The sequence below is a fragment of the Humidesulfovibrio sp. genome, assembly GCF_031082295.1.
GTDB lineage: Bacteria > Desulfobacterota > Desulfovibrionia > Desulfovibrionales > Desulfovibrionaceae > Humidesulfovibrio.
In genome coordinates this window covers 51,032-77,360 of sequence record NZ_JAVHLD010000004.1, presented here as the reverse complement: position 1 = coordinate 77,360, position 26,329 = coordinate 51,032, and the positions used below count along the sequence as shown (strand labels likewise).

At 57.9% G+C, this 26,329-nt stretch carries 24 protein-coding genes; 8 read left to right on the top strand and 16 right to left on the bottom strand.

Annotated elements, in window-relative coordinates:
- Positions 1 to 4 precede the first annotated feature (4 nt).
- From hemA to RDU24_RS03675, 3 genes are read right to left on the bottom strand one after another with little or no spacing between them, the layout of a single operon-like run.
- A complete protein-coding gene (gene hemA / locus RDU24_RS03685) occupies positions 5 to 1,402 on the bottom strand; it encodes a glutamyl-tRNA reductase (RefSeq protein WP_308734382.1) in 1,398 nt (465 codons plus the stop codon).
- Positions 1,402 to 2,235 carry a cytochrome c biogenesis protein CcsA gene (gene ccsA, locus RDU24_RS03680; protein ID WP_308734381.1) on the bottom strand — a complete coding sequence of 278 codons (834 nt, stop codon included), beginning with the start codon at positions 2,233 to 2,235 and terminating at the stop codon, positions 1,402 to 1,404. The genes hemA and ccsA overlap by 1 nt, the downstream gene beginning before the upstream one ends.
- Entirely contained in the window at positions 2,222 to 3,031 is an 810-nt protein-coding gene (locus RDU24_RS03675; protein WP_308734380.1) for a precorrin-2 dehydrogenase/sirohydrochlorin ferrochelatase family protein, read from the bottom strand. The genes ccsA and RDU24_RS03675 overlap by 14 nt, the downstream gene beginning before the upstream one ends.
- Here RDU24_RS03675 and RDU24_RS03670 point away from each other — a divergent pair, their 5' ends adjacent.
- Both RDU24_RS03670 and RDU24_RS03665 read left to right on the top strand, forming a co-directional pair.
- Positions 3,032 to 4,321, top strand: a complete 1,290-nt coding sequence (locus tag RDU24_RS03670; protein WP_308734379.1) for a glycosyltransferase family 9 protein — start codon at positions 3,032 to 3,034, stop codon at positions 4,319 to 4,321. It abuts the gene before it with no gap.
- A gap of 126 nt (positions 4,322 to 4,447) precedes the next feature.
- A complete protein-coding gene (locus RDU24_RS03665; protein WP_308734378.1) occupies positions 4,448 to 5,719 on the top strand; it encodes a CgeB family protein in 1,272 nt (423 codons plus the stop codon).
- A 3-nt stretch (positions 5,720 to 5,722) separates the two neighbouring features.
- Here the strand turns inward: RDU24_RS03665 and RDU24_RS03660 are convergent, their stop codons facing one another.
- The 13 genes from RDU24_RS03660 to xerD form a co-directional block, all read right to left on the bottom strand.
- Positions 5,723 to 6,961 carry a replication-associated recombination protein A gene (locus tag RDU24_RS03660; protein ID WP_308734377.1) on the bottom strand — a complete coding sequence of 413 codons (1,239 nt, stop codon included), beginning with the start codon at positions 6,959 to 6,961 and terminating at the stop codon, positions 5,723 to 5,725.
- Positions 6,952 to 7,728 (bottom strand): RsmE family RNA methyltransferase, encoded by a 777-nt coding sequence (locus tag RDU24_RS03655; RefSeq protein ID WP_308734376.1) that lies wholly within the window; start codon positions 7,726 to 7,728, stop codon positions 6,952 to 6,954. The genes RDU24_RS03660 and RDU24_RS03655 overlap by 10 nt, the downstream gene beginning before the upstream one ends.
- A gap of 48 nt (positions 7,729 to 7,776) precedes the next feature.
- Complete coding sequence (gene lysA, locus RDU24_RS03650; protein ID WP_308734375.1) at positions 7,777 to 9,015, bottom strand: diaminopimelate decarboxylase; 1,239 nt, start codon at positions 9,013 to 9,015, stop codon at positions 7,777 to 7,779.
- 28 nt (positions 9,016 to 9,043) lie between these two features.
- Positions 9,044 to 9,523: a hypothetical protein gene (locus RDU24_RS03645; RefSeq protein ID WP_308734374.1), complete on the bottom strand. Its 480-nt coding sequence runs from the start codon at positions 9,521 to 9,523 to the stop codon at positions 9,044 to 9,046.
- Positions 9,496 to 12,141: a DNA mismatch repair protein MutS gene (mutS, locus tag RDU24_RS03640; protein ID WP_308734373.1), complete on the bottom strand. Its 2,646-nt coding sequence runs from the start codon at positions 12,139 to 12,141 to the stop codon at positions 9,496 to 9,498. The genes RDU24_RS03645 and mutS overlap by 28 nt, the downstream gene beginning before the upstream one ends.
- Before the next feature lie 33 nt (positions 12,142 to 12,174).
- A complete protein-coding gene (locus tag RDU24_RS03635) occupies positions 12,175 to 13,314 on the bottom strand; it encodes a tetratricopeptide repeat protein (RefSeq protein ID WP_308734372.1) in 1,140 nt (379 codons plus the stop codon).
- A 15-nt stretch (positions 13,315 to 13,329) separates the two neighbouring features.
- A complete protein-coding gene (locus RDU24_RS03630) occupies positions 13,330 to 13,668 on the bottom strand; it encodes a LapA family protein (protein WP_308734371.1) in 339 nt (112 codons plus the stop codon).
- A 23-nt stretch (positions 13,669 to 13,691) separates the two neighbouring features.
- Positions 13,692 to 14,177 (bottom strand): HIT family protein, encoded by a 486-nt coding sequence (locus tag RDU24_RS03625; protein WP_308734370.1) that lies wholly within the window; start codon positions 14,175 to 14,177, stop codon positions 13,692 to 13,694.
- Between the two features lie 92 nt (positions 14,178 to 14,269).
- Positions 14,270 to 15,592, bottom strand: a complete 1,323-nt coding sequence (locus RDU24_RS03620) for an ArsB/NhaD family transporter (protein ID WP_308734369.1) — start codon at positions 15,590 to 15,592, stop codon at positions 14,270 to 14,272.
- Between the two features lie 12 nt (positions 15,593 to 15,604).
- Positions 15,605 to 16,069: a CBS domain-containing protein gene (locus RDU24_RS03615; protein ID WP_308734368.1), complete on the bottom strand. Its 465-nt coding sequence runs from the start codon at positions 16,067 to 16,069 to the stop codon at positions 15,605 to 15,607.
- 16 nt (positions 16,070 to 16,085) lie between these two features.
- Positions 16,086 to 16,850: an FAD/NAD-binding family oxidoreductase gene (locus RDU24_RS03610; RefSeq protein WP_308734367.1), complete on the bottom strand. Its 765-nt coding sequence runs from the start codon at positions 16,848 to 16,850 to the stop codon at positions 16,086 to 16,088.
- A gap of 54 nt (positions 16,851 to 16,904) precedes the next feature.
- Positions 16,905 to 19,616, bottom strand: coding sequence for a CBS domain-containing protein (locus tag RDU24_RS03605; RefSeq protein ID WP_308734366.1), 2,712 nt, complete (start codon positions 19,614 to 19,616; stop codon positions 16,905 to 16,907).
- A complete protein-coding gene (gene xerD / locus RDU24_RS03600) occupies positions 19,613 to 20,566 on the bottom strand; it encodes a site-specific tyrosine recombinase XerD (RefSeq protein WP_308734365.1) in 954 nt (317 codons plus the stop codon). Before xerD ends, RDU24_RS03605 begins: the two co-directional genes overlap by 4 nt.
- A gap of 220 nt (positions 20,567 to 20,786) precedes the next feature.
- Here xerD and RDU24_RS03595 point away from each other — a divergent pair, with 220 nt between their 5' ends.
- From RDU24_RS03595 to RDU24_RS03570, 6 genes are all read left to right on the top strand, one after another.
- Complete coding sequence (locus RDU24_RS03595; protein ID WP_308734364.1) at positions 20,787 to 21,953, top strand: LL-diaminopimelate aminotransferase; 1,167 nt, start codon at positions 20,787 to 20,789, stop codon at positions 21,951 to 21,953.
- A 14-nt stretch (positions 21,954 to 21,967) separates the two neighbouring features.
- A complete protein-coding gene (gene folK, locus RDU24_RS03590) occupies positions 21,968 to 22,453 on the top strand; it encodes a 2-amino-4-hydroxy-6-hydroxymethyldihydropteridine diphosphokinase (RefSeq protein WP_308734481.1) in 486 nt (161 codons plus the stop codon).
- A 63-nt stretch (positions 22,454 to 22,516) separates the two neighbouring features.
- Positions 22,517 to 22,798 (top strand): transcriptional regulator, encoded by a 282-nt coding sequence (locus RDU24_RS03585; protein ID WP_308734363.1) that lies wholly within the window; start codon positions 22,517 to 22,519, stop codon positions 22,796 to 22,798.
- A gap of 44 nt (positions 22,799 to 22,842) precedes the next feature.
- Entirely contained in the window at positions 22,843 to 23,481 is a 639-nt protein-coding gene (gene fsa / locus RDU24_RS03580) for a fructose-6-phosphate aldolase (protein WP_308734362.1), read from the top strand.
- Positions 23,482 to 23,673: 192 nt separating this feature from the next.
- Positions 23,674 to 25,878, top strand: a complete 2,205-nt coding sequence (locus tag RDU24_RS03575; protein ID WP_308734361.1) for a tetratricopeptide repeat protein — start codon at positions 23,674 to 23,676, stop codon at positions 25,876 to 25,878.
- A 32-nt stretch (positions 25,879 to 25,910) separates the two neighbouring features.
- Positions 25,911 to 26,324, top strand: coding sequence for a hypothetical protein (locus RDU24_RS03570; protein ID WP_308734360.1), 414 nt, complete (start codon positions 25,911 to 25,913; stop codon positions 26,322 to 26,324).
- Positions 26,325 to 26,329 lie beyond the last annotated feature (5 nt).

The window sequence follows — 26,329 nt, the reverse complement described above, 5'->3', positions numbered from 1 at the left end:
CGGTCTAGTTCATTTCAGTCTTGTCGCGCGCCGGGGAAGTGTCCTCGTCGCGGCAACATTCACAGTCGATCGCCTCGTCATCCACTGTGCGACGGTCCAGGTGCGCATCTTCGATGACGGCGTCGGCGTCGAGGTTGAAGATGCGCCTCGTCATGTCGATGAAGCGTTCAGCCGTGCCTTCCTCGCGCGTGCGGCGCTTGAGGAAGCAGATGGGTTCATGCAGGAGCTTGCGGCTCACGGAGGACACCAGCACCTCCAAAGCCTCGCGGGTCTCGTCGTCCACGTCGCCAAGGCGCTTCAGGGTCTTGGCCAGTTCTCGCTCAGCCACATCCTCAGCCCGTTTCAAGAGGTCGGTGATGGTAGGTTGCAGCGCCAGCGCTTTAAGCCAAGTGGCGAAGGCTTGGGCCTCCACCTCGACGATGGCCCGTGCCTTGACGGCTTCGCCCTGGCGGGCGCTCATGTTCTCCTCCACGACTTCCTTCAGGTCGTCGATGTCGTAGAGGTAGACGTTGTCCAGGGCGTTCACGTCCGGGTCTATGTCGCGCGGTACGGCGATATCGATGAAGAACATGGCGCGGTTGCGGCGCTTCTTTAGGACCTCGCGGATGTCTTTGGCGCGGATAATCGCCGTGGGCGAGCCGGTGGAGCTGATGACGATGTCCACGTCCCGCAGTTGATCCACCATGCTTTCAAAAAGGATGGCCTCACCGTGCATGGTCTTGGCGAGTTCCTGCGCGCGCGAATACGTGCGGTTTGTGATGTAGAGCTTTTCGATGCCGGAGGCCAGCAGGTGCGTGGCGGCCAGCTCAGCCATCTCTCCTGCCCCAACAAGCATGGCGGTTTTTCCCGCCAGTTCGCCAAAGATCTTTTTGGCCAGTTCCACCGCGGCGTAGCTGATGGAGACGGCGCTTGAGGCGATCGCCGTCTCGGTACGCACTCGCTTGGCCACAGAGAAGGACTTGTGCAGCAGCCTGTTGATGATGACCCTTGCCGTGCCCGTCTCAACTGCCTTGCGGTAGCTGGACTTGAGCTGCCCCAGGATTTGCGGCTCGCCCATGACCATGGAGTCGAGGCTGGCGGCGACGCAGAACAGGTGCGTTACCGCGTCCATGCTCACGTGGCGGTATGTGTGGGTGCGCAAAGCGTCAACCTGTCCACCACAGGTTTCGGCCCAATGGCGCAGCACGGCCTCTGGCAAGTCCACGCCTTCACAGCGGTCGTTGTCGGCCACCACGAGAATTTCCACTCGGTTGCAGGTGGACAGTGCCATGACTTCGCGCAGGGGACACGCCGCGAGCAGGCTTTTCTCGAAGTCCGCGACATTCGTCAGGGCGAATTTCTCGCGAACATTTACACCGGCAGAGCGGTGGTTGAGTCCAATGAGGAAGATTGATTTATCCATTACGGTTTAAACCCGTGAAACGTTGTGGGAACGAGGAAGTTGACGCCGAGCATGGAAATGACGGTCAGCAGGAACACGCAAATGGCCATGACCGCAGGTTTGCGGCCCCGCCAGCCCATGGCCAGGCGTTGGTGGAACAGGTAGGCGTAAAGGACCAATACGGCCAAAGCCAACAATTCTTTTGGGTCAAGCGAGAAGACGCGCCGGGCGGCAAGCCATGCCCAGACATACCCCGACGCCAATCCCAGCGTGTAGAGCGGGAAGCCGCACAGGGCCACGAAGTGGTTCACCCGGTCAAAGGTGTCGAGTGAAGGCATGTCCTTCTGGAACTGTTTCAAGCCGGCCTTGGTCTTGATGCGCTTTTCCAGGTGCAGAAAGGCCAGGCCAGCGCCAAAGGCCATGGCGAGCAGCGCCATGCTGGCGAACAGCGTCCCGATGTGCAGGAAAAAGAACAGGCCTGAGAGCATGGGCGGCAGCTTGGCGTTGACGCCGACCGTGGCGTTTGCGGTGATGTAGAGCATGAGCGCGAGGGGCATGGCCACCACAGCAAGAAACTTGAGCTTGAGACGCCACCAGAGAAGCAGGAAAATGAGAAGCATGCCCCAGCCGAGCAGGCAGAACAGGAAGCGTCCGGCAGTCAGGCCCGGGGTCGCATCGGCACCGGTCATGATGTGAACAAGGTCCAGGCTGTGCAGGGCGAAGCCGAGTGCTCCAAGGACAAGGGCGGAGTTTTTCAGGCGATCATTGCGCAGGGCCGAACCAACGACGAAAAGCACGGTACCCAGGAAGTACAGGGCGATGACGAGGATCGGAAGCAGTTCAGGCAGAATCATGCAGGATCTCCGTTATCAGTGAAGGCACTTGGTCGTGCAAGTGTGTGGGCAAATGTGCTGCCAGTTCCGCCATTGCCAAGGGAATGTCATTATTCTTGAACGCTTCAAGCAGGCGCGAGCCCACGAGCTTGCGGAACAGGGCGGTGTTGGCCTCTGTCTCTTGGCCTTGGGCCAGAACGAGAGTCCGCAGGCGCCCCATGAGTGCGAGGAACAGGGCATACTCCCTTCCGTAGGCATTCTGCAAGTCCTTGCGGATGGTCTTGGCCAGGGCTGGACTCTGCCCGCCGGTGGATACTGCAAGCGTCAGGTCGCCCTGTCGCACTGTTGCCGGAACGATGAAGGTGCAGGCGTCGGGCTGGTCAACGATATTGCAGAGCACGCCACGAAGCCTACAAAGGTCGCTGATGCGCTGATTGACCTGGGAACTGCTGGTTGAGGCAATGGCCAGGAACTTGCCCTCAAGGTCAGTCTCCTGGAAGTCGCGTTGGGCAAAGGTCAGACCTGGCCGCCTGAGCAGCAGCTCCAGGGCCTTGTCAGGTGGATTCTTGTCCACCACAAGCACGCTTGAAGCGCCACACTCGGCCAGAGTTTCGATTTTGCGCAAGCCAACCTGGCCAGCACCCACCACAAGGCAGGCTCGTCCCGCAAGGCTCACAAACATAGGATAATAGCGCATCCGGAAGATCATACCAAATCCTTGCCCGGTCTGTAAAATGGCAAAACAGTCAATCTTGCCATATTCACCGCGTGTGAGATAGGGTGCCGACACAGCGAAAAGAGGAGAACGCCTAGCCACATGCCAGCCTATCTCGTGATTCAGCTCGCCAGGTTCGGCGACCTTGTGCAGACCAAGCGTTTGCTCTTGTCGCTTTTAGGCGAGACCGAAGCCGAGGTTCATCTCTGTCTGGACGAGTCGCTGGTGGCGTTGGCCCGGCTGCTGTATCCGACTGTGCACCTGCATCCTGTGTGCGCCCATGGCACTGTGTTGGCCAAGCTGCCGCCTGCCGAACAGGCGCGAGTGCTTCTTGAACGCAATGTCACGGCATTTCGAGAGCTTGCTGGCATCCGATTCTCACGGGTATACAATCTCAATTTCTCGCCTTTGAACTACCGGCTGGCAGCGCTGTTTGATCCGCAGAGCGTGCGAGGGCATGTCTGGCAGAACGGACAGGAGATCGTTGGCCAGTGGTCCCGGCTCGCCATGCGCTGGTCCGCCATGCGCCGCATCGGGCTCAACATCGCGGACTTCTGGGCCTGGCACCACGCTTCACCCGTGCCAGCCACCGAGGTCAACCCCGTGGCGAAGGGCAAGGGCGGCGGCCTTGGCGTGGTCATGGCCGGACGCGAGTCCAGGCGTTCCCTTCCGCCCAAGGTGCTTGCCGCGTTGGTGACCGCGCTTTTGGACATCCGCGGTGACGACGCGCTGGTCCTGCTCGGCAGCAAGGCCGAGCTCCAGGCTGCGCGACAGCTCGAGCGAGAGCTTCCGGGGCGACACGCCCGGGTGTTGAAGAACCTTTGCGGCGCCACAGGCTGGGGCTCCCTTGTGGACGTGGTGGGCGGGCTCGACCTGGTGCTGACCCCGGACACCGGCACAATGCATCTTGCCGCGCACCTAGGAATCCCCGTGCTGGCGACCTTTCTCTCCTCGGCCTGGTGCTTTGAAACCGGACCCTACGGACTGGGGCATCAGGTGCTTCAGGCCAACATCGAGTGCGCACCCTGTCTAGAGTCACAGCCATGCACGGCACAGGTGGCCTGCTTGCAGCCCTTCATGGATACCGACATTGTTCGCTATCTCTCCACCCTGGACGCGAACCACCTGCCCTCTGGCGTCACGGTCTTCAATTCCGACACGGACAAATTGGGCCAGACCTTTACGGCCAAAGCCGGACCTGACCCACAGTCCGAATTGCGTGGACGCTTCCGCGATTTTCTTTCTGAACATCTTTCGGCAGGGCAGGGCGAGCCATCACAGATGCTCAATGAGCTCGCAGAACGCCTGTACATGGAGCGGGACTGGATGGTGCCGGACGCTGAATCCTCTAGTGGAAGGTTTTCAGGAATATCTTCGAGCATAATAACATAAAGTTATAAATTAAGAATGTTAAATAAAGTCTAGACTTTCTCTTAATTGCGGATGACGGTTAAAACATTAAGAATAGTCGGATGACCACGTCGTAGGGTGAGCGGGAAACGAACCAAGGGGGCGAGGGTGAGGATACTGGTGGTGTTGCCGCTCTATGGCGGCTCCCTGCCCATCGGCAGATACTGCACGGCGGCTTTGCGGCAGCTCGGGCATCTGGTGGAGGTGTTCGAGGCGCCGGACTTTTACCCCTCCTACAAGGCCCTGCATGGACTCAAGGTGGGCACGGACCGCCTGCAATATTTAGAGAACAGCTACCTTCAGGTTGTGTCCCAGTCCGTCTTGGCCAAGGCCGAAACCTTTGAACCGGACCTTGTGCTTGCGCAGGCCCAGGCACCGCTGACCATCCAGGCCTTGAAGCGGCTTAAACGTGACGGAATCACCACGGCGATGTGGTTTGTTGAAGATTTCCGTCTCTTTACGTACTGGAAGGGCTTTGCTCCGTACTATGATGTATTTGCCGTCATCCAGCGAGATGAAATATTTAAGGAATTGCAAGCTATTGGGGTGGGCAACGCCCTGTATCTGCCTTTGGCAGCTCAACCGGAAGTTCACAAACCACTTGAACTTTCTGCTGCGGAAATCCGTAAATTCGGCTCTGACGTTTCCTTCATGGGGGCTGGCTATGCCAACCGCCGTGTGGCCTTTCGCGATCTCATCCGCCACGATTTCAAGCTTTGGGGTACCGAATGGGAAGGCGACAGCGTGCTTGAGCCCTATGTGCAGATGGCCGGCGCACGCGTTTCCAGCGAGGACTGCGTCAAGATTTTCAACGCCACCAAGGTGAACATTAATCTGCACTCAAGCGTCCAAGCCAAAGAACTGGTCACCGGCGGGGACTTCATCAACCCGCGCACCTTTGAGATCGCGGCCTGCCGTGCCTTTCAGCTTGTTGACCGCAGAATCCTCATGCCCGAAGCCTTTGCGGACGACGAACTGGCTACCTTCGGGAGCATGGAGGAATTGCAGGACAAGATTGCGCATTACCTGGCTCATCCCGACGAACGTGCAGCCATTGCTGCGCGTGGGCAAGAGCGGGTGCTTCGGGAGCACACCTATTGCGCGCGGATGCGGACCCTGCTCGACTTCGTGGGCGAACGCGTTCCGGGATGGCCCAAACAACGCGCCAGCCTTCAGGCGGTTGAAGGCCTCCCGCCAGAGTTGGCGCAGGATATCTCGGCTCTTCTCGACCGGCTTGCGCTCCCCGCGAGCACCAGTTTTGAGGATCTCGTCTGGGCTATTCGGCAGCAACAGGGCAGGCTCGGCGAACTTGAGACCGCCGTGCTGTTCCTGGACGAATGGCGCAAGCTGTACGCCAGGAAGACCGGTCAGGACGGGTAGGGGTTACGTTTTGCGGCCCGCACGTTTGCGCGAGGCCAGCCAGGTGTGCAGCCGGGGTTCGACGCCCTCGTTTTTCGGGAAGTAGAACTGCGCCTTGCGTTGCGCGAGGTCGTGCGGAAGATATTCCTGGTCCACCCAGGCTTGCGGGAAAGCATGTGGGTACTTGTATCCGCGCCCGTAACCCCATTCCTTGTGCAGGGTGGTGCTGGCGTTGCGCAGATGCAGCGGCACAGGCAGCAGGCCATTCTCGCGGACCTCTTTCAGGGCATTCAAATAGCCAGCATAGCTCGCGTTGCTCTTCGGCGCCAGGGCAAGGTAGATGACCGTCTCGGCCAGTGGGATGAACCCTTCAGGCATTCCGACGAACTCCACGGCCTGCTGGCAGGCAACGGCCAGCGGCAACGCCTGAGGGTCGCCCAGGCCGATGTCCTCCGCTGACGACAGCACAAGTCTGCGGCAGATGAAGCGCGGGTCTTCGCCACTTTCCAGCAGACAGGCCAGGTAGTAGAGCGCCGCGTCCGGATCGCTTCCCCGTATGGATTTGATGAGCGCCGAGGCAAGCTCATAGTGCGAGTCGCCGTCGCGGTCGCCGCGGATGACAACTTCCGGCAGTGCCTGGCGCAACTCTTCGATGCCAAGCTTTTCCTTTGGCATGTGCGCGACGTGCTCAACCAGATTCAAGAGCGCTCGCCCATCGCCCGCGGACATGGCCCCCAGCAGATCAAAGACCTCGTCCGGCCATTCGGCTCCCAGCACCTTGGCCCCGCGTCTGGCCATGCGAGAGAGTTCCTCGCGCGTCAGTGCGCGGAAGCGCAGCACGTGCAGCCTGGAGAGCAGTTGCCTGGTGACGCTGAACGAGGGGTTCTCCGTGGTGGTCGCCAGCAGGACGATCTCGCCGCTCTCCAGGATGGGCAGGAAAAAGTCCTGCTGCGCCTTGGAGAAGCGGTGAATCTCGTCGAGGATGAGCACCTCGGCTCCTTCCAGGCGCTTGCGCAAGGCGGCGAGGCCGGCCTCGGGCGCGCTTACGCGGATCCACTTCTTGCCTGCAGCCTTGGCCATGAGCATGGCAAGCGTGGACTTGCCGCAGCCAGGAGGACCGAAGAAGAGCAGGCTCGGCAGCCGTGGTCCCTGCGCAAAGGCCGCGATGCGCTCAAGGAGGTGGCTCTGGCCAACGAATTCGTCCAGGGTTTGAGGCCTGATCTTATCTGCCAGGGGCTGCTTTTCTGAAATCTCTATGCGCATGAACTCCTCGAGTGCTGGCTGGTGCGTGCGGCGAAATGGGCCAGACCCAGACAGTACAGGGCGGCCGTTTCCCATCGGAGCGGGCGCGGCCCTAAGCTCAGCGGTTTGAAGTCGGATTGAGCCAGGGCTTCGGCTTCACGCCGTTCCAGCCCTCCCTCCGGACCGATCACCACGAGGTTCTTGCCGGAGGCCAGGCTGGCCGGGTCGGGCAGGGCGTCTGTGGCCGCGTTTTCATCAAGAACGTAGCAACCAGCGTAACACCCGCCGGGATCTGCCGCAACGCGAATAAGTCCTTCCACGCCTCCGTGCGCAATGCCGAGTTCGGGCAGCCATACTGAGCCGCACTGCTTGGCGGCCTGAACACATTTCTCCTGCCAGGAATCCTTGGCAACGGCTGGCGGGGCACCCTGGCTGCGTACGGCCTGCCAAAAAAGAAGCCCCAAGGCGTCAAGTTCAACGGCTTTTTCCAGCACCCAGTCGCGCCGGGAGGATTTGTTCCAGCCCAATGCCAGCACGAGCCCTGAAGTCGGCATCGGCTCTAGGAACAGGCTTTCAACGACAAGTTCGGCCTTGTCTTTGCCGGAGACTCCAACAATCTTGAACAGGCCTGAACGCCCCTGGCCGTCGAAGAGACGCAATGAGTCACCTGGCTTGGCGCGCAGGACCCCGAGCAGATGTCTCGCCTCCGGGCCGGTGAGCAGCGTACGCGAGCCTTCAACGTCGGGCCATTGGTTTGGTGGGAGGTGGTAGGTGTTCAGGCGTGGCATGATTGGTGGAAAGGGGGCCAGGCTCTAGAGGCCCGGCCCCCTGACAGGCTAGAGTTCCTGGGCCACCAGGGATTCGTAGGATTCGCGCCTGCGGGCGACGATGACGTTCTCGCCGTCAACAAGGACCTCTGCTGCCCTGGGGCGGGAGTTGTAGTTGGAGGACATGGTGAAGCCGTATGCGCCAGCGGAATACACGGCCAGACGCTCGCCCTGGTGCACCTCGGCCAACTGGCGGTCTTTGGCCAGGAAGTCGCCGGATTCGCATATGGGGCCGACGACATCGACGTCCAGGACTGGGCGACCCTTGGGCTCGACTTCCTCCACGCGGTGGAAGGAGCCATACAGTGACGGTCGCACCAGATCGTTCATGGCGGCATCGACGATGACGAAGCTCTTGGTCGGAGTCTGCTTGGTGTAGAGCACCTCGGTGACGAGGATGCCAGCGTTGCCGACGATGACGCGACCGGGTTCAAGAATGATCTTGAGCGGCAGATTGCCCAGCGCCTTGGTCAGCGCTGCGCCGAATTCCGCAGGGTGCGGGGGCTGTTCTTCATCGTAGTTGATGCCCAAGCCGCCACCAAGATCAAGGTAGCGGATGTCCAGGTTCATGGCCTTGAGCTTGTCGTAGAAGACCAGGAGCTTGTCCAAGGCCTCCATGAACGGGTCGATGCTGGTGAGCTGCGAGCCGATATGGCAGTCGATGCCCACGGCCTCGACGGCGGGAAGGTCGCGAGCCATGGCATAGGCCTCGAGAGAATGGTCGATGTTCAGGCCGAACTTGTTCTTTTTCAGGCCCGTGGAGATGTAGGGATGCGTCTTGGGGTCAACGTCCGGATTGATGCGGAAGCTGACCTGGGCCACTTTGCCCATCTCCGCCGCGACCTCATTGATGCGGAGGAGCTCCTGTGTGGACTCCACATTGAACATGAGGATGCCTGCATCAAGGGCCTGCCGGATCTCGGCGGCTTTTTTGCCAACGCCGGAGTACACGATCTTGGAGGCGGGAACGCCAGCCATGAGGGCGCGGTACAACTCGCCGCCCGACACGATGTCCATGCCGGCGCCAAGAGAGGCCAGCAGGCGCAGCACATGCAGGTTGGAGTTGGCCTTGACCGAGTAGCAGGTCAGGTGATCCATGGACGCAAACGCCGAGTCAAAGGCTTCGTAGTGGCGTTTAAGCGTTGCAGTGGAATAGACATAGAGCGGAGTGCCGTATTGCTGCGCAAGTTCAGAGACGCTGACGCCTTCCGCAAACAGGGTGCCGTTTCGTTGCTCAAAATGATGCATGGGAAGATGTTCTCCTGTGCGATGGATTTTATTTTGGGGCGCTGAGAACCAGCTCAGACGCAACAGGCGCAATGCGTGTAAATGCGTTGAAGCCAATGAGCTGAAGACGATAAGTCTTTGCAGCGTTCAAGCCGCAGGCTGTGATGACGATGCGATTCATGTCCTTTCTCATGCCGGCTGAGCCTGGTCCGAAAACAAGGGTGGCGCGTGGGGTGAAGGGACAGCTTGCACAGCCATCGTCGGGATCGTTGCCCACTGGTTCGACGAGAACCTTCACCGTGTCGATATTGGTCCAGTTTCCAGCCAACTCGCAGTTGAGGATGATGCAATCCTGGTTGCGCTGCACCTCAACGCTGCGCCAGCGGAACTTGTCCTCGCTGCTCACGGGGATGGGCCATTCGCGTTTGCCGCAGGCGGACAGGGCAAGCACAACGAGAACCGCCAGTGCAGCATGATGAAGTATGTTTTTGCTCAACTTGATCATTTCGGAGTCACGCTTTTCTTCCATTCATGCAGCAAGGTCAGTGCGGCCAGGGGTGAGAGACCGTTAAGGTCCATGCGCCTGAGTTCCACAAGTATGGGGCTCTCCGGCTCCGGCGGCTGCGGTGCTGCGCTTGGCGTCATGCCAGGAAGCAGGCTCTGCCTCGCAAGTATGGCTTGTGATGCGCCGCCGCGCTCACTTTGCGATTTTTCCTCGAGGGACGCAAGGATTTCCCTTGCGCGCTGGACCACGGCTTGTGGCACGCCAGCAAGCCGCGCCACCTCGATGCCGTAGCTTTTGTCCGCCGGACCAGGAACAAGCTTGCGCAGAAACACGATGTCGCCCTTCCATTCGCGCACCGCGATGTTCAGGTTGCGCAGGCCGGGAATGCGGCCTTCAAGGGCGGTCAGCTCGAAATAATGTGTGGCAAACAGCGTGCGCACCTGGCCGCGGCCGCGCCGGGAAAGCTCCTCGACGACGGACCAGGCCAGGGCCAGCCCGTCAAAGGTGCTTGTGCCGCGGCCGATCTCGTCCAGAATGACCAGGCTGCGTGAGGTTGCTTGACGCAGAATTCGAGCGGTTTCCATCATCTCGACCATGAACGTGCTTTGGCCGCGGGCGAGGTTGTCGGAGGCGCCGACACGGGAAAACACGCGGTCGACGAGGCCGAGGCGTGCTCGCCTGGCCGGGACAAAAGAACCCATCTGGGCCAGGATTGTGATGAGCGCGGCCTGGCGCAGGACAGTCGACTTGCCCGCCATGTTCGGTCCGGTGATGAGAAGAATGCGGCGCGTTTCGTCCAGGCGCAGGTCGTTGGGGATGTAGTTGGCTGCTCCGCTGGCCGCTTCCACCACGGGGTGCCGTCCTTGTATGATCTCGGTCTCGATGCCTTCATGCAGGTCGGGCCGCGTCCAATCGTTCTGACGCGCAGCCTCGGCCAGCCCTTGCCAGTAGTCAAGGCCGGCCAGGGCAGAGGCCATGTACATGAAGCGCGTGCGTAGTTCGGACAAGCGTTCGCGCAGCTCGTTGAAAAGCCGGTACTCCAGGGACTTGCGCTCATCGGCCGCTGACAGAAGGCGTTCTTCCAGGTCTTTCAACTCCTGGGTGATGTAGCGCTCGCAATTGACCAGAGTCTGGCGTCGGATGAAGTGCTCCGGCACCTGTCCCTGATAGGCGTGCGAAATTTCGAGATAGTAGCCGAAGACTTTGTTGAAGCCGAGCTTGAGCTTCGGGATGCCGCAGGCGTCGCGCTCACGTTCCAGCATGGTGCGGATGCGCGCCTCGCCGTGCTCCGTGAGCGAGATGAGTTCGTCCAGCGCCGGGTCATAGCCCGTGAGGAACAACCCGCCGTCAGTGATGACAATTGGCGGTGAGTCCACAAAGGCGCGCGTGAGCAACTCAGCCACGTCCTCCATGGAGTCCCAGGATTTGAGCAGGGCCTGGAGCTCGGCTGGCGGCTTCGCCTCGGCGTCGTTCACAGACTTGCGCAGCGTGTCGTAGAGGCCGGGCAGGCGCGAGATGCTCTCGCGGACAGCCACGATGTCTCTTGGCGTTGCGCGGGCAAGGGCTATGCGCGTGGCCAGCCGTTCCAGGTCGCGGACATCGGAAAGCTGGCGTCGTACGTCCTGGCGCAAGCTGTCCTGGCGGAACAGGAAATCGACAACATCAAGGGTGCGCTCCACAGGGGCAAGTTCACGCCAGGGCTGGCGCAATCGTGACTCCAGGAGGCGTCCGCCCATGGCGGTTTGGGTGTAGTCGAGCACCTGCCAGAGGGTGCCTGGACCAGGTCGGCCATCGAGCCTGCGGAAGATTTCAAGGTTTCGCTCTGTGACTTCGTCGAGCACAAGGTGGCGCGAAAGGTCGAGCACCTTAAACTCGCCCAGGGGAGGGGAGTCGGTCATCTGTGTGCGGCGAAGGTATCCAAGCAACGCGCCCAGCGCGCGCACCAATTCCGGCTTGTCCGCAAGATCAAGGGTGGACAGCTCAGGCGCGTCCTGAGCCTTCAGCACTGCCTCGGTCCCCGAGGAAAGGTCGAAAGAGCTGGGACTTGGCAACTGCGTCACCTGTGCGCCCAGCTCGAAATATTGCTGGGGAACTTTTTTGCCGGGTGGCAAAAGAATCTCCCGCGGGGATATTTTCATGGCCCATTGCCAGAGGTCGGTCTCGCGGCGGGAAAAGAGCCCCGACCATTCCGAAGTGGAGAAATCCACCCAGCCAAGGCCACCCGCGCCCGTGTCCGCATCCCAGAACAGCGCGGCAAGGTAATTGTGGTTCTTCGCGCTAAGTGAGAGATCTTCAACAATGGTGCCTGGGGTAAGGACGCGAGTGACGGCGCGCTTTACCAGCCCCTTGGCCTGGCGCGGATCTTCAATCTGGTCGCAGATGGCGATCTTGAAGCCTTTTTCGAGGAGCTGGGCAAGGTAGCTGTCAACGGAATGATGCGGAACGCCGCACATTGGCACCTTGGCCTCTGCGCCTGGGTTGCGGGATGTCAATGTGATGGAAAGTTCACGTGCCGCGATTTCGGCGTCTTCGAAGAACAGTTCAAAGAAATCGCCCATGCGGAAGAAGAGCAGCGCGTCCGGGTGCTCGGCCTTTACCTGCATGTACTGCTCAAACATGGGAGTGAGTTTCGGGGCGTTCATGCAGGGTCCGTGTCGGCCTAAGATGGAAGACGGTTAGGAGAATTCCTGTCGAAACAGGATGCTGTGCCAGGAGCGGCAGCGCGGGCAGACGAAGAAAGTCTTGTCCCAGCGAAAGCCGCAAGACTGGCAGACAAAACGTTTGGACTTGCGGGCGTGGCTGATGAAGTAGGTCATCTGGTCGCGCAGGAAGTGCGTCAGATCCTGATCTGTCAGAACAAGAGACACAAGCTCGAGACGAGCAAGCCAGAAGTCTGCGTTGAGCACCAGAACCTTTTCCAGCCAATGTTTGGCGTTCTCTAAGTCGGCCTCGAAGAGAAACAGCCTGGCGCAGTAGTAGCAAAGCAGGGTATCCGGCGGAAAGCCTGCAAGCACCTGGACGGATGCCTGAACCATTTCGCTGATGCGAGCCTGTGGCAAGGCCTTGGCGCCGCTGCCGCCGCCATTGTCCACTCGAGCCGCAGACAAGGCCTCAAGCAGTCCTTCCAGGAGCAGGAAGCGTTGTGGGGCAGGGATGTTGGCGCAGGCATTCTGAAGACACGACTTGAGCTTATCGATGTCGCCGGAAAGGGCAGCTTGCACGACGCTGGCCAGCCAGGCTTCCGGAGAGGCCGGGAAAACCGTCAAAGCCTGCTTGAGGAACTTCTCACCCAAGGATATTTCGCCGAGGCGAAAATGCTCGCCTGCTTGCCGCGACAGAAAATGCGCCTGTGGCATGGCGCGGCCCATGCGCCCGTAATGCTCGGCAGCGAGCTCAAACTCGCCGGAATCCATGGCCAACCGTGCCAACTCCAGTTCGATTTCCTCTGTGCGCCCAAGGACTGCGCTGGCCTCTTCAAAGGCTCTGCGTGACCTGTCGAGCATGCCGCCACGACGAAAGTCACGACCCAGTTCGAATTGGCTGCGAGCCTTCAGAACAGGATCAAGCCCGGGGCGGGCGATAAGGCTGTTGCGAATATGGATGGCCCGCTCAATCTCACCTTGTGAGCGGTACAGATTGCCCAAAGCGAGATATATCTCAACTGATTCCGGGTTGTTGCGAACAGCCTGTGAGAGTTCCTCGATAGCCGCACGCGTGTCTTGCAGCGCATGCTGTTCGACCGTCCCTGCTGAAGCTGGATCAGTCGGGTGCTTGGACTTGCGGCGTCCTAGGAGAAATATCTCGTTCCAGGGCACAGTCTGTTCCGACCGCTAGACGCCAGGATGGGGCTTGTTTTCGGTCTGGTTCAGCGGAAGGGTGCGCAAGGCCAAAGCTTCATCTTCAAGGGCTGCATGCTGCCTGCGCAGCGCCTTGAGTTCAAGGCTCAAACGAATTCGGTCAACGAGCAGAAAGCTCAGCGAAAAGACCACTCCCAGCAGAAATGCCGCCAAAACGAACAGATACAGCGGCAAAGGGATGGAGATGAGGTGCAGGGTTATGAGGTTGAATTCAAGTTGCAGGCTTGTGGACAGAGGTCCATTGTTTTGCACAAAAAACAGCATGGAAACCACAAACAGCAGGGCAAGCATGATGGCCTTTAGGTAACGCATGAATTACTCCTTAAGCCTGGGTATCAGCCCAGTGCGTCAAAATATGGCTTTAGGCGGTTGTAAGTGGAGCGCAGGTGCTCTGGTATAACTCTCGTTTCGCTGAACACGGCCATAAAAGAGGAGTCTCCGTTCCAGCGAGGCACGATCTGGAAGTGGATATGGGCGGCAATGCCGGACCCTGCAGCCTCCCCAAGGTTCAAACCGGCGTTTATGCCATGCGGATGGAATACCTGCCCCAGGATGCTCACGCAGGACTGGAGCATTTCCATATTCTCGTGGGCCTCATCAGGTCGCAAATCCGTGATGCAGCTCACATGCTTGTAGGGGGTTACCATAAGGTGGGCATTATTGTATGGGAAACGGTTCATGATCACATAGTTGTACTTGCCACGGTGTAGGATGAATCGATCTTCGTCTTCCTCGGTGTGCGTCGGCACACAGAAAACACATTCATCCGGCTTGGGGCCAAGAATGTAATCGAGCCGCCAGGGTGCCCACAATACGTCCATATCTTACTTCGCCAATATGGTTAACGGTGTCCAGCTGTACACGCTAAAACACATTGCAACCTTGCTGCCATACAGCAACATGAGGATGTGACCTAGCCAAAATAGTAATATCTAATGTAAATGTAAGCCGTTGAAATGGCAAGCGTGAGCATAGTCACCGGAACACCGTACTTCATGAAGCGCACAAAAGAGATAGGTTTTCCGGCCTTTTCAGCCATGCCGACGATAATCACGTTGGCAGAGGCACCGATCGCCGTGCCGTTGCCGCCCAGGCAGGCTCCAAGAGACAGCGCCCACCAGACAGGTAGCATCTTGGCGTGTTGCAGGGCATCAACGCCGGTGCCGCCAAAGATCTTTTCCGCCATCTCCACCAGCAGGGGGTTCATGGTTGCCACGAACGGGATGTTATCAACGATTGCGGAAGCGATGCCAGAGAACCAGACCATGACCATGCTCAGGACAAGGGAGTTGTCAGCAGTCGGCGCGGTGAGCTTGATCATCTCGACTGACATGAAGGAGATCATCCCGGCCTTTACGGTGCCTCCGATGATGATGAACAGCCCGATAAAGAAGAAGATCGTGGGCCACTCGACTTCAACAAGGATGTGGTGTGGATCTTCACCACTCACCAGGAGCAGCGTTGCGGCGCCAGCCAAGGCGATGGTGGCGGGTTCAAAGTGTAGGAAGCCGTGGAGCATGAAGCCGAGAATGGTCAGCCCCAAAATGACCCCAGATTTTTTGAGCAGTTTCGGATCCTTGATCATTTCCCGTTCGTTCATGCCCATGATACGGACCTTCAAATGCTCGCTCACATGCAACCGCTTGCCGAAAACGATCTTCCAGATAATCATCCATACGATCATGATGAGCACAATGATCGGCGCAATATGAACTATAAAGTCCATGAAGTTCAGACCGGCCTTTGAGGCGATCATGATGTTTGGCGGGTCGCCAATGAGAGTAGCGGTACCGCCGATATTCGACGCCAACGCCTCGGTGATCAGGAAGGGGACCGGATCAATTTCAAGCTCATCCGCAATGAGGAGTGTGACCGGAGCGAGCAATAGTACCGTGGTAACGTTGTCGAGCAGTGCGGAGGCAATGGCGGTGATCACGGAAAAAATGACCATGATCGAAAACGGATTGCCGCGTCCCAGCTTGGCAGCCTTGATGGCGACGTACTGGAAGACGCCCGTCTTGCTCATGATATTGACCATGATCATCATTGAGATGAGCAGGAAAATGACGTTCCAATCGACGCCGAGCTCAACGCTGTGGAAGGCGTCCTCTTGGGTAACGACCTTGAGGATGAGCGTGAGCGCTGCGCCGGCCAACGCTACCTTGGTCTTGTGGATCTTTTCGGAAACAATGGCTGCGTAGCAGACAACAAAAATACAGGTGGCTACCCAAAACATGATGACACTCCTCTATACCGCGCCAGGTAAGCCGCAAATATCAGCTGCAATATGCCGAAGGATTTCCTTGCGTCCAATATCGCCCACAAGAACACCCTCGGTATTCACCACAGGAATCGCGTTATATCTGCCTTCGTGAAAACGCACGTTGGCCTCGATTAGCGTGTCATCAGTATTCAGAATTACCAGATCACGCTGCATGACGTCAGCCGCTGTGAGGTGTTTGTTCTCCTCAAAACGCTTGAGAATGAGTTCCCCGCCGTCTGATATGGAGGAAGCGAGCGTTGAGGTGAGGTACGAGGGCACCATCTTGCTAAGCATGTCCAGGTTGGTGATGACTCCAATCAACCGCCCCTCCTCATCAACCACATAAGTATGCCGCGTGCCGGTACTGGCATGTTTTGCCAACAGGGTGGCAAAATCCATGTCCGGGGGGACCCTGGTCAGTTCGGTGTTCATGAACTCAGCGATTTTCATGCGCTCCTCCGTGGGCTCACGACTTTTTTTGAGTAAAGACAAACGCTTCCTTGTCGACGCGCTCAGGGTCGACTCCGCAATGTGAGAGCTCATCAAGAACGGCCTGTTGCATCGGCGGTGGCCCGCAAAGATAGAAGGACGCCGTTAAAGACGTGATGTGACGCATAAGAATGGTCTGATTCAGCCGACCGTATTCGTGCGATATTTTGCCAGGACGATCGTCCTGAAAATTCGGCGCGGTCTGTTGCTCCGCTGGATCCACTCGGCTGAAGACATGCACGACGTTAAGCTTCAGGCTTTTGGTCAGCTCTAAAAGCTCTTTGGCGGCAAAGGCATCGTCAGGGGTCTTGTTGGCCCAGAACAATGTAATATCATTGTCCGCCGCAGCTTCTTTAAAATGGCGGAGCACGCTTAAAAATGGGGTGATTCCAACCCCTCCCGCAATCATGACAACCTCCTTGCTGGTGCCGATGTCCTTGCAGAACTGGCCATAAGGGCCGGTACACTGGATTGGGGTTCCTGGCTGGATGTCTGGGATTGTTGAAGTGAACGCCCCAGACTTCTTGATGGTCATGCGTAATGTGTCATCGCCAGGCGCACAAGAAAGGGTAAAGGGGTGCGGTGCGCTCCATTCGCCATTCTGAAAGATGCGAATGGAAGCGAATTGGCCTGCTTTTCGGTTCTTAAACCGCTCCATGTCAGGCCCTGAAAAGTAGATTGATGTGGTATCGTCATTTTCTTTCTCGACCTTGACGATTTTGAGAGCATCATCCTGTGTCATGCGTCCCTCCCGGCATAGAAAGCGCACTGAAAATGCCATCGAAAATAATGTAAGCTATTTTCTTCGTACACGTCTCTCATATTGCGGAGTATGGTCCTCAAAGCCCTCATCACGTAGCGCCACAATTATGCTCTTGGCAAGCTCCAATTGCCGTTCACGTGTTGATGCCTCGCCGTCGACCATCGCACTGCGAACTTTGCTTAAGATCTGCGCGAAAATTGGACCGCTTTGCAGCCCAAGCGTTTTCAAGTCGCTGCCATCAATAAGGAGCTCCTGGGTACGTAAACGCGTCAGGAACAGTGAGATGTTCTTCCTGATCGCTTCGCGGCGGCTACGGGCCATAAGGAACAGCACAGCCTCAACCGGCAGCGGTTGCAAGATGAAATAAATCTCGCTCAGGGCGGAATGACCTTCCTGCCAGACCATGAGCTTGGCAAGAGCCTCTCCCAATTGATCTCGCACCCCAAGGAACTCGCGAAGCTCGCGTTCAGAAAACCTTAGTCGCTGACATACAAGTTCAAGCTGGTCGCGCTCAAGGCCCATGGTCAGGCCCAACATGAACAGGCGCCAAGGGTTGGCCTTGGGCTCAAGATACAGCAGCTTGTACCAGGTATGGACTTTATGAACTTCGCTCAGCACACGCATGCGCTCAACGTCCAAGGCGAGCAGTGGGTGGATGGCCGCCATGAGCTTCAGCTCATGCAGACGGTTTAGGCATTCCAGCACGTTATCTTCATTCATGATCAGCTGGAGCTCATGCGTCAATCTTGCCCCAGAGAGCTTGTGAAACAATTTGAGCTGAACGGCGTTCTTGATAAGCCGATGCGTCTGGGCATCGATGCGGAAATTGAAGCGTTGCTCAAAGCGAATGGCTCTGAGGATGCGCGTGGGGTCTTCCACGAAGCTGAGGGAATGAAGCACGCGGATGGTTTTTTCCTTGATGTCGCGCTGCGCGCCGAAAAAGTCCATGAGCTGCCCAAAGTCGCCGGGATTGAGCTGCAAGGCCAGGGCGTTTACCGTAAAATCGCGACGGTAGAGGTCCATTTTGATGGACGAAAGCTCAACGGTCGGCAGGGCCGTCGGGTATTCGTAGTATTCCAGCCGGGCCGTGGCCACGTCGACGCGCTGTCCATCGGGAAACACAACAACCGCGGTCTTGAACTTCAAGTGCTCCTTCACACGTCCCTGGCGCAACGCCGCGAATTCGCTAGCAAACCGGATGCCATCGCCTTCGACCACGAGATCAATGTCCAGGTTCTGTCGGGCGATAAGGATGTCACGCACAAACCCACCCACGGCGTAGACCTTGAATCCCATGCGTTGGCCAAGGTCGCCGGCCTGTTCCAGCAAGGCGATGACCGAACCAGGCAGTCTTGTGCGCATCACGGGTCGGATGTTGCGCTCCTTCTTGCGGTCTGGCAGCACCACCTCGGAAATTCGCGCGGACTGTTCCACCATCTGGTTCACCAGGTCCGTGCGCGTCACAACGCCAATGACATTCTCGTCGCGGATTACCGGCAACAACCGCTGGCGTTTGCCTATGATGATCTCCATGACCTGATAGAGGTCGGCGTCCGGCGCGACCTGCGCATAGTCCGCAAGCATGTAGACGCCAAGTGCGGCTTCGCCGAGTCCGTGGCTCATGGCTTTGTCCGCGATCTTGCGCTCCATGAGGCCGACGCAGCGCATTGTCCCCGGAGCGACCACCGGAACGCCTTTGAGTCCGAAGCGGGTCATGAGCTCAGCCGCATCGGCCATGCTGTGGTGGGACTCGATGGTGACAGGCGGGGTGGACATGAGCGTGGCGGCCATGAGCTGGGGATTGATGTGCGAGAGGAGCAGGGCCAGCAGCTCGTCGCGAATCTGGCTCAAGGTCTTGTCTTTGATCGTCGCCGAGGCTGCATAGGCGTGGCCGCCGCCGCCGAAGAACGTGCAGATGTGTCCGACGTTGACCTCGGCAGTGCGCGAGCGGGCCACCAGGTGGATGCGGTCCCCCATGCGCCCGAGGGCGAACATGACGCGGATGTTCTCCATGTCGATGTACTTATGCACAAGGTATGCGAAATCGCTGACGAAATCATCTGTGCTGACTTCGGAAATGACAACCTCGATGCCGTGGAAATCGTGAATCTTGGCCGACTCTATGAGGGCGCTCAAGATGGTTATCTGTTCCGAAGACAAATCCCTGGCCAGCAGGTCGGAGATAACATCGAGGTCCATGCCGTTTTTGCGCAGCCAGGATGCGGCGGTGAAGTCCTCCGGGGTCGTGGAGGCAAAGCTGAAGGAGCCGGTGTCTTCGAATATGCCGAGCCCGAGAACGGTTGCCTCTTCGATGTTCGGCACAACTTCGCGCTTGATCATCTCATGCACGAGGATGGTTGTGGATGAGCCCCAAGGCTTCACGTCGGAATAGTCGGCCTGAAGATCCTCGTCCGTGTCCGGATGATGGTCGTACAGATGAATCTTGAGGCCTTGCTTCTCAAGCAACGGCGCCACATGAGGCAGTCGCGATTTCTGGCGCGTGTCGACAACCACAAGGAGTTCCACAGACTCTGGGTCGATATCCTTGAAGTGCTTGAAGTTGAAGAGGTATGTAGTGCTCTGGATGTAGAAGTTGCGAAGGTTCTTTTCCTGGCTGCCCGGGAAGATGAGCACAGCGTCAGGGTATATGCGGCTGGCGGCGATCATGGCCGCAAGGGCATCGAAGTCGGCGTTGGCGTGAGAGGTGATTACCGTTCGCGCCTGTAATTTCGAGGGCTTGTTCATTTTGGCGCCTCTGCCTCAAATGTCGATAAGGCTCCGCTGGAACGAGGGTGGTACTGTTCATGGATGCGCATGAGTCGTCCCGACTGGATGTGTGTGTAAATTTCAGTCGCGTTTATGGCGGCGTGTCCGAGGAGGAGTTGCACCGTCCTCAGATCTGCGCCGCCCTCGAGCAGATGCGTGGCGAAGGAATGCCGGAAGGTGTGCGGGGAGATGCTGCGACGAATGCCTGCGTCCTCGGCGTAGCGCTTGACCAGCTTCCATACTCCCTGACGAGTTAAACCTTTGCCTGAACGATTGAGAAAGACATGCTTTTGCAGTGGCTTGAAGAGTGCGCGCTTGTGGTCAAGGTAGTCGCAAAGCAGTCTTTGCGCCGCATAGTGAACGGGCACCAACCGCTCTTTGGCCCGTTTGCCGAACACGCGCAGAATTCCGGTCTGCGGGTCGAAGTCACCCAGCACCAGCCCGATAAGCTCAGAGATCCGCAAGCCGCACGCGTAAAGCAACTCAAGCATGACACGGTCGCGATACCCAAGGGCGGTTGCCACGTCAGGCTGTTGCAGCAGGCGATTCATCTCTTCCTGCGTCAGGAACTCGGGAAGCTGAGCCGGGAGCTTTGGGCTCTCCAGCAGCATTGAAGGGTCCTCGCGGAGCAGTCCGGCCTGGACGGCGAAGGCGAAAAGACCGCGCACGCTGGAGAGATGCCTTGCAAGACTCGTCGCAGCCATTTTGCGCGCTCGCAAGTGCGTCAAGAACAGGAAGAGGTGACGCTGAGTACAGGTTTCCAGGCTTGCACCGATGGATTTGAGAAAGACGAGCAGGGCGGTAATGTCCGCAGCATAGGCCTGGGTCGTGTTGTCGGACAGCCCCCGTTCCACAACAAGGTGCTCGAGATAGCGGTCCACCATGGGATGTGAGGCTTGCGCGCCAGATTCGTCATGCCTGTTGCTCATCAGATCATCACCGCCAGCCGGGGCAGGGGAGTTTGCCTTATTGAAGTGATACGCAAGTGTTGATCCCTGTGTTTCCACTAAAGCCGTAAACGTTTTCCCTGCCTCAAGCAAGCGCGGCAAACTGGTTCAGCCCATTTATGGGTGCGACAGTTGCCAAGATTGACAGAAGCGGGGCCGAACAATTACAGAGGCTTTTCCATTCGCACCAAAGGAGCACAACATGCCAGATTTCAAGCTTGCAGAACGTCTTGCGAGCCTTCCGCCGTACCTGTTCGCAGCCATCGACAAGGCCAAGGAAGAAGTCCGCGCCAAGGGCCTGGACATCATCAGCCTCGGCATCGGCGATCCCGACCTTCCCACGCCTGACTTCATTATCGACGCGCTGTGCCAGGCCGCTCGAAATCCGGCCAATCACCAGTATCCTTCCTATGTCGGCATGCTCTCCTTCCGTCAGTCCGTGGCCGACTGGTACCAGCGCCGCTTCGGTGTCAGCCTGGACCCGAACAATGAGGTAGTGAGCCTCATTGGTTCCAAGGAGGGCATTGCGCATTTCCCGCTGGCCTTTGTGAACCCGGGCGACCTGGTCCTCATCGCCACGCCGAACTATCCTGTGTATGGCATAACCACCGAGTTCGTGGGCGGCATTCCCATGTACCTGCCGCTGACCGATGAGAACGACTTCCTCCCGGACCTCGACTCCATCAGCAACGATACCTGGAAGCGGGCCAAGGCCATTTACGTCAACTACCCGAACAACCCCACTGCCGCCATGGCTCCGCGCTCCTTCTACGAGAAGCTCATTGCCAAGGCGCTGGAGTTCGAAGTCATCGTCGTTCACGACGCCGCCTACACTGAGATGTACTTCAATGACGACAACAAGCCGCTGTCCATCTTGGAGATTCCTGGTGGACGCGATGTCGCCATCGAGTTCCATTCCTTGTCCAAGACCTACAACATGACCGGTTGGCGCATCGGCATGGCCGTCGGCAACGCCTCACTGGTCAAGGGACTTGGCAAAGTGAAGGAGAATGTCGACTCCGGCATCTTCCAGGCTGTGCAGGAGGCCGGCATCGTGGCGCTTAACCAGGGCGATGCCTACACGGCCGAACTTCGCGGCATCTACCGTGAACGTCGTGACGTGGTCATAGACGCGCTGAAGAAAGCGGGCATTTCCTGTCGCGTGCCCGAGGCGACTTTCTATGTCTGGTCCAAGGTCCCGCAGGGCATCAGCTCCTCTGACTTCGTGACCAACGTACTGAAGAAAACCGGCGTGGTGACCACCCCGGGCAACGGTTTTGGAACTCCGGGCGAAGGCTATTTCCGCATCTCGCTCACGGTGAACACGGATCGACTGAAGGAGGCGGTGTTACGGATTTCCCAACTCTAACCACATTTGTTGCTCTGGGCTCCAACATCGGGGACGGCGAAGCAAACATCAACGACGCCCTGACGTTGCTTGAGGACTACGGAAACGATATCGTTTTCGAGGCTCTCTCCAACATCTATCACACCGAACCGCAAGGCCAGGTCAAGGACCAGCCCTGGTTCGCCAACGCCGTGGTGCGCCTGCAGGTTGCCTCAGATGTGTGGGCGCCGGAAGGCTTCCTGTCCACCATCCAGGCCATTGAGATCAAGATGGGACGGCTCCGGGGTGCGGACCCCGGCGGTCCTCGCATCATTGATCTTGATCTGCTTATGTACGGCGACCTGGAGATGCACACCGAATACCTGACGGTCCCGCATCCGCGCATGCTGGAACGCGCGTTCGTGCTTGTGCCGCTGCGCGACGTTGCTCCGAAGCTTGTCTTCAAGGATGGTCGAAGCATCGACCAGGTTCTCGCGGGGCTTGACTATACCCTGGACGGCAACAAGATCGTCCAGAGATAGGTCTGCCCTGGCCGCTGGCCGTTTCGCACGCACCCCGGCCATGACCGGGAAGGAGGCGTTGGAATGAATCTGACGAAGCTGCTCATCGTTTTCATCTGCGGATTTGTCGTCTGGAAGCTCTTTATGGGCGACAAGCGTTACAAGCAAAACAAGACCGAGGAAAAAGCCGAGAATCTTCAGGCTACTGGCGAAATGGTCAAAGACCCTGTTTGTGGAGCCTACGTCCCGAAGAACAGCGATATCCGTGTCCGCCAGGGGGATGTGATCCTCAATTTCTGTTCCTACGATTGCCGCGAGACGTATCTCAAGCGTATCCAGGGTCCGGAAGAGGGCGGTCAGGCCTAGGGATTTGTTCTTTGACCAAATGACTACGCCCCTCGGGAGGCAGCATGAAAATCTTCCTCGATACAGCCAACCTCGAGCAGATCCGACAGGCAAACGCTTTGGGGGCCATTGAAGGCGTAACGACCAATCCAAGTCTGCTGGCCAAGGAAAAAGGCGACTGGAGAAAGACAGTCCGCCAGATATGCAAAGAGATCGATGGGCCGGTGAGTGTGGAGGTCATCGCCACAGAATCACCGGCCATGCTGGCAGAAGCACGTGATCTTGTGAAGATCGCCCCGAATGTTGTCGTCAAGGTCCCGGTCACCCTGGAAGGTCTCAAGACGATCAAGGAATTGCACCTGCGCGGCATCGAAACCAACGCAACGTTGGTTTTTTCAGCCAACCAGGCGCTTCTTGCCGCAAAGGCGGGCGCCACTTTTGTGAGCCCGTTCATCGGGCGGCTCGATGATATCGGGCATGACGGCATGCAGCTGGTTCAGGATCTTGTGTCCATTTTCCGGAACTATGAGCTACCGACGCAGGTCCTTGCAGCGAGCATCCGCAGTGCCAGCCATTTTTCCCAGGCAGCGCTGCTTGGCGCTGACGCCATAACGATACCGCTCAGCGTCCTTCTGGACCTCACCAAGCATCCACTCACCGACATCGGTCTGGCCAAGTTCCTCAGCGACTGGGCCAAAAAGTAGCCACTCGCCGGCACCCCTTCGGAGGTGTCGGCTACAATGCAGCCTTGTCCCATAATGTAAATTATGTAAACTTTGAAATGTGCCGGGGTGAGGGCTCTTCCCCGCACGGTCGATTTGTGGCAATGACTTTTTGTCCTACTGCAACCCTGGCCGCCTTGCTCATAAGGCGCTTTGCCCTTGAGGCCTGATTCTATGTCGAAACCTTCTGGCGTCTTCCGAGTCTGCGGAAATTTCACACTTCCTGTTCTCGCGCTTCTGCTTGTCACTGGCTCAGACGGTCTGGCAGCGCGCGCAGCCACCTCGAAAACCGCCAAATCCTCGAAGGCTTCCGTTTCAAAGGCCGCCCCCACTGAAGCGGCTTTCGAGCAGTGGCTCAAAAAGTATGGCGCATATGACCGAATCGTGCTGCCAGAACCAGAGCAACCTGGCCAGGATGCTGAAACAAATGTATTAAAACGTGCGGAAGGCCTCCTCATGCAGGGCGCTCCTCAAGAAGCTTTGAAGATCCTTGAAGCGCAGCCAGCTTTTGAGGATGTCCCGGCTGAAGCGCAGCGACTCTGGCTTGGTGCACAGGCCCATCGTGCCCTTGGCGATCCATACAAGGCCGTCATTTGGTATAGTCACAGCGCCAAGCTCCTGGATGGCAAAGCGCTCAAGGAGCGCCTCAACACCGAACCGGGCCTGGAAGCCCTCTGGGTTGACGTCTGGCGTCGACAGTTCTGGACTTTGGCCGGAGCTGCATCGTCTTCCAGCGAAGCCTTGCAGAACAACCTGCGCACCCTTTTGGATCAGGCAGAGCTCGCGTGGGGTCCTCACAACTTCTGGGTCAAGGCCAAAGAAGCCTTGACGCTGATTACAGGCGAAGCTCAACCCGAACCTGTGGCCGAGTCAAAAGCCCCAGCCAAGGCTGTAAAGCCGAATGCAAAGGGCAAGGACGCCCTTTTGAGCATTACCCTCTCAGACCGCCAGCGCATTGCGGAGTCCCTCTGCGCTGCCAGCCTGGAAGATTTTGCACGCGCGCAAATCGCCCTGAATGAGCTTTCCGATCCGGCCTTGAAGGATTTCTGGTCGGCAATGATCACCTTCATGCGCACAGGCAAGCCTCATGACACGAAGGTGCTGCGCAGTTCCGGATATGCAAAGGCCGCCGGCTTCTGGAGCGCAAATCTTCTGGCTCCTTTTGCGGAAAAACGTGAGGTTTGGTTTCTTGGCAATACAACCTTGTCCTCCTGGACAAAGTTCAGGCACAATATCAATCAGTTGCCGAATCAGGAAGCGCGCGAGGCAGTTGATAAGGAGATGCAATCTCTACTTTTGTCAGACGACATGTCTCGCATGTTGCGCTCTCTCAAATTTGTCCTTCTCGTGGAAAATGGCGACTATGATGCCGCGCGGGAGACTTGGGACGCTTTAGACAAGCGCAAACTGCCGCTGAGCCTGCGACTGGCTGGCGGCATGCTCACCCAGGAGGACGTGAAAAACCTTTTGCCTCAAGAGATCGGAGCGGCCGCCAAGCTCTCCCCCGCTTTGCGCAGCCTGCTCGCTGCAGCTGGTACCGGAACGAATCTCGTTGCCGAAGCGCCCTTCTGGACAAAGGCCGAAGTGGGCAGAAACAGCGATGTAAACAAGGATTGGCCACTTGATCGGCTCCTCGTCCTAGCCGACTGGCAGGCGCGTTGGGAAGCTGCGCCAGGACAGGAACTGGCTCGGAGGTCTGCCTTCCTTTTTCCCGATACCACCTTCAGCTATGGATGCCTTACCTATCTGACGCAAAAAGCCATTGAGGGCCGGTATTTCCAACTTGCTGGAACATACCTTGGCAAAATGGAGAGCATGGCGACAGACAAGTCGGCTCAGGCGGTGCGGCTTGGTTTGAAGGCAAAGATGGAGCGAGACTCTGGAAAGGACGCTGAGGCGCTTGAAACATATCACGCCTTGACCGAGCTTGGCGTTGCGCTTGAACCCAAAATACGGTTGGACATGGCGACTTTCCTGCAATTAAAGAACGATTTCGAGGGCGGGCGCAAGCAGTTGCTTCTGCTGTGGGAACAGCGCGAGTCATTGCCCAGGCCGCTTCAGGCGGAGGTGCTCTTCTGGTTGGGCGAAGGCGAGCATTCTTTGCGCAACTATGATGCAGCATTGGACTTTTACCTTCGTTTAGCCTACGAATATCCTAAGGAGCCCATGTGGCCGACCGTGGCCATGTACCGGGCAGCCATGATCTATGAGCTCAAAGGAAGTTTTGAGCCCGCTAAGAAGTTCCTGAACGCGGTCATCGCCACGGCTGACACAAAAGAAGCCAAGGAGGCAGCGCGTAATCGCCTGAACGCCCTTGAGGCCAAGTCCGGCAAGCCGACTTCTGCCAAAGATGGCCATGAAGCTGTGTACCCTTTTTAAATGCACAACCGCTCGAACAAGGAGAAGCCCTCATGGCTGAAGACTTCCGCAGTTTGTTAAAGGAACGCATGAGAATCAGTGCAACCGGTGAACGCTGGTTTGAAGATTTTGATATTGGTGATGTCTTCTATCTTTCCATTCAGGCCAGCACGTTACATGACAGCACCCCTCAGGAATTGCTTGAAAATATAAACGATTACAAGGAGTTTCAGGTCGTATTGCAGGTCAAGCAAGGGGTGTCCATCTGTGGAAAAAGAGGAGCTTGGACCAATCTCACCTCATGTGATTGGCTTCCCCTGTTTACCGAGGAATCGCCTATTCTGCGTGAGGCTGCCAGGGTCCCTGTTTCCGTTGTGCAGAAAATCTATGAGGACGTTTCGGCTTGCGTCAGCGCACATCCGGAAATGATCATCAAAAAGCGCCCAGCCTCAATCAAGGTGCTGTAATGTCT

Coding starts and splice junctions, on each gene's coding strand:
- hemA (WP_308734382.1), bottom strand. CDS start 1,402: ATGGATAAATCAATCTTCCTCATTGGACTCAACCACCGCTCTGCCGGT.
- ccsA (WP_308734381.1), bottom strand. CDS start 2,235: ATGATTCTGCCTGAACTGCTTCCGATCCTCGTCATCGCCCTGTACTTC.
- RDU24_RS03670 (WP_308734379.1), top strand. CDS start 3,032: ATGCCAGCCTATCTCGTGATTCAGCTCGCCAGGTTCGGCGACCTTGTG.
- RDU24_RS03660 (WP_308734377.1), bottom strand. CDS start 6,961: ATGCGCATAGAGATTTCAGAAAAGCAGCCCCTGGCAGATAAGATCAGG.
- RDU24_RS03655 (WP_308734376.1), bottom strand. CDS start 7,728: ATGCCACGCCTGAACACCTACCACCTCCCACCAAACCAATGGCCCGAC.
- lysA (WP_308734375.1), bottom strand. CDS start 9,015: ATGCATCATTTTGAGCAACGAAACGGCACCCTGTTTGCGGAAGGCGTC.
- RDU24_RS03645 (WP_308734374.1), bottom strand. CDS start 9,523: ATGGAAGAAAAGCGTGACTCCGAAATGATCAAGTTGAGCAAAAACATA.
- mutS (WP_308734373.1), bottom strand. CDS start 12,141: ATGAACGCCCCGAAACTCACTCCCATGTTTGAGCAGTACATGCAGGTA.
- RDU24_RS03630 (WP_308734371.1), bottom strand. CDS start 13,668: ATGCGTTACCTAAAGGCCATCATGCTTGCCCTGCTGTTTGTGGTTTCC.
- RDU24_RS03625 (WP_308734370.1), bottom strand. CDS start 14,177: ATGGACGTATTGTGGGCACCCTGGCGGCTCGATTACATTCTTGGCCCC.
- RDU24_RS03620 (WP_308734369.1), bottom strand. CDS start 15,592: ATGTTTTGGGTAGCCACCTGTATTTTTGTTGTCTGCTACGCAGCCATT.
- RDU24_RS03615 (WP_308734368.1), bottom strand. CDS start 16,069: ATGAAAATCGCTGAGTTCATGAACACCGAACTGACCAGGGTCCCCCCG.
- RDU24_RS03610 (WP_308734367.1), bottom strand. CDS start 16,850: ATGACACAGGATGATGCTCTCAAAATCGTCAAGGTCGAGAAAGAAAAT.
- RDU24_RS03605 (WP_308734366.1), bottom strand. CDS start 19,616: ATGAACAAGCCCTCGAAATTACAGGCGCGAACGGTAATCACCTCTCAC.
- xerD (WP_308734365.1), bottom strand. CDS start 20,566: ATGAGCAACAGGCATGACGAATCTGGCGCGCAAGCCTCACATCCCATG.
- RDU24_RS03595 (WP_308734364.1), top strand. CDS start 20,787: ATGCCAGATTTCAAGCTTGCAGAACGTCTTGCGAGCCTTCCGCCGTAC.
- RDU24_RS03585 (WP_308734363.1), top strand. CDS start 22,517: ATGAATCTGACGAAGCTGCTCATCGTTTTCATCTGCGGATTTGTCGTC.
- fsa (WP_308734362.1), top strand. CDS start 22,843: ATGAAAATCTTCCTCGATACAGCCAACCTCGAGCAGATCCGACAGGCA.
- RDU24_RS03575 (WP_308734361.1), top strand. CDS start 23,674: ATGTCGAAACCTTCTGGCGTCTTCCGAGTCTGCGGAAATTTCACACTT.
- RDU24_RS03570 (WP_308734360.1), top strand. CDS start 25,911: ATGGCTGAAGACTTCCGCAGTTTGTTAAAGGAACGCATGAGAATCAGT.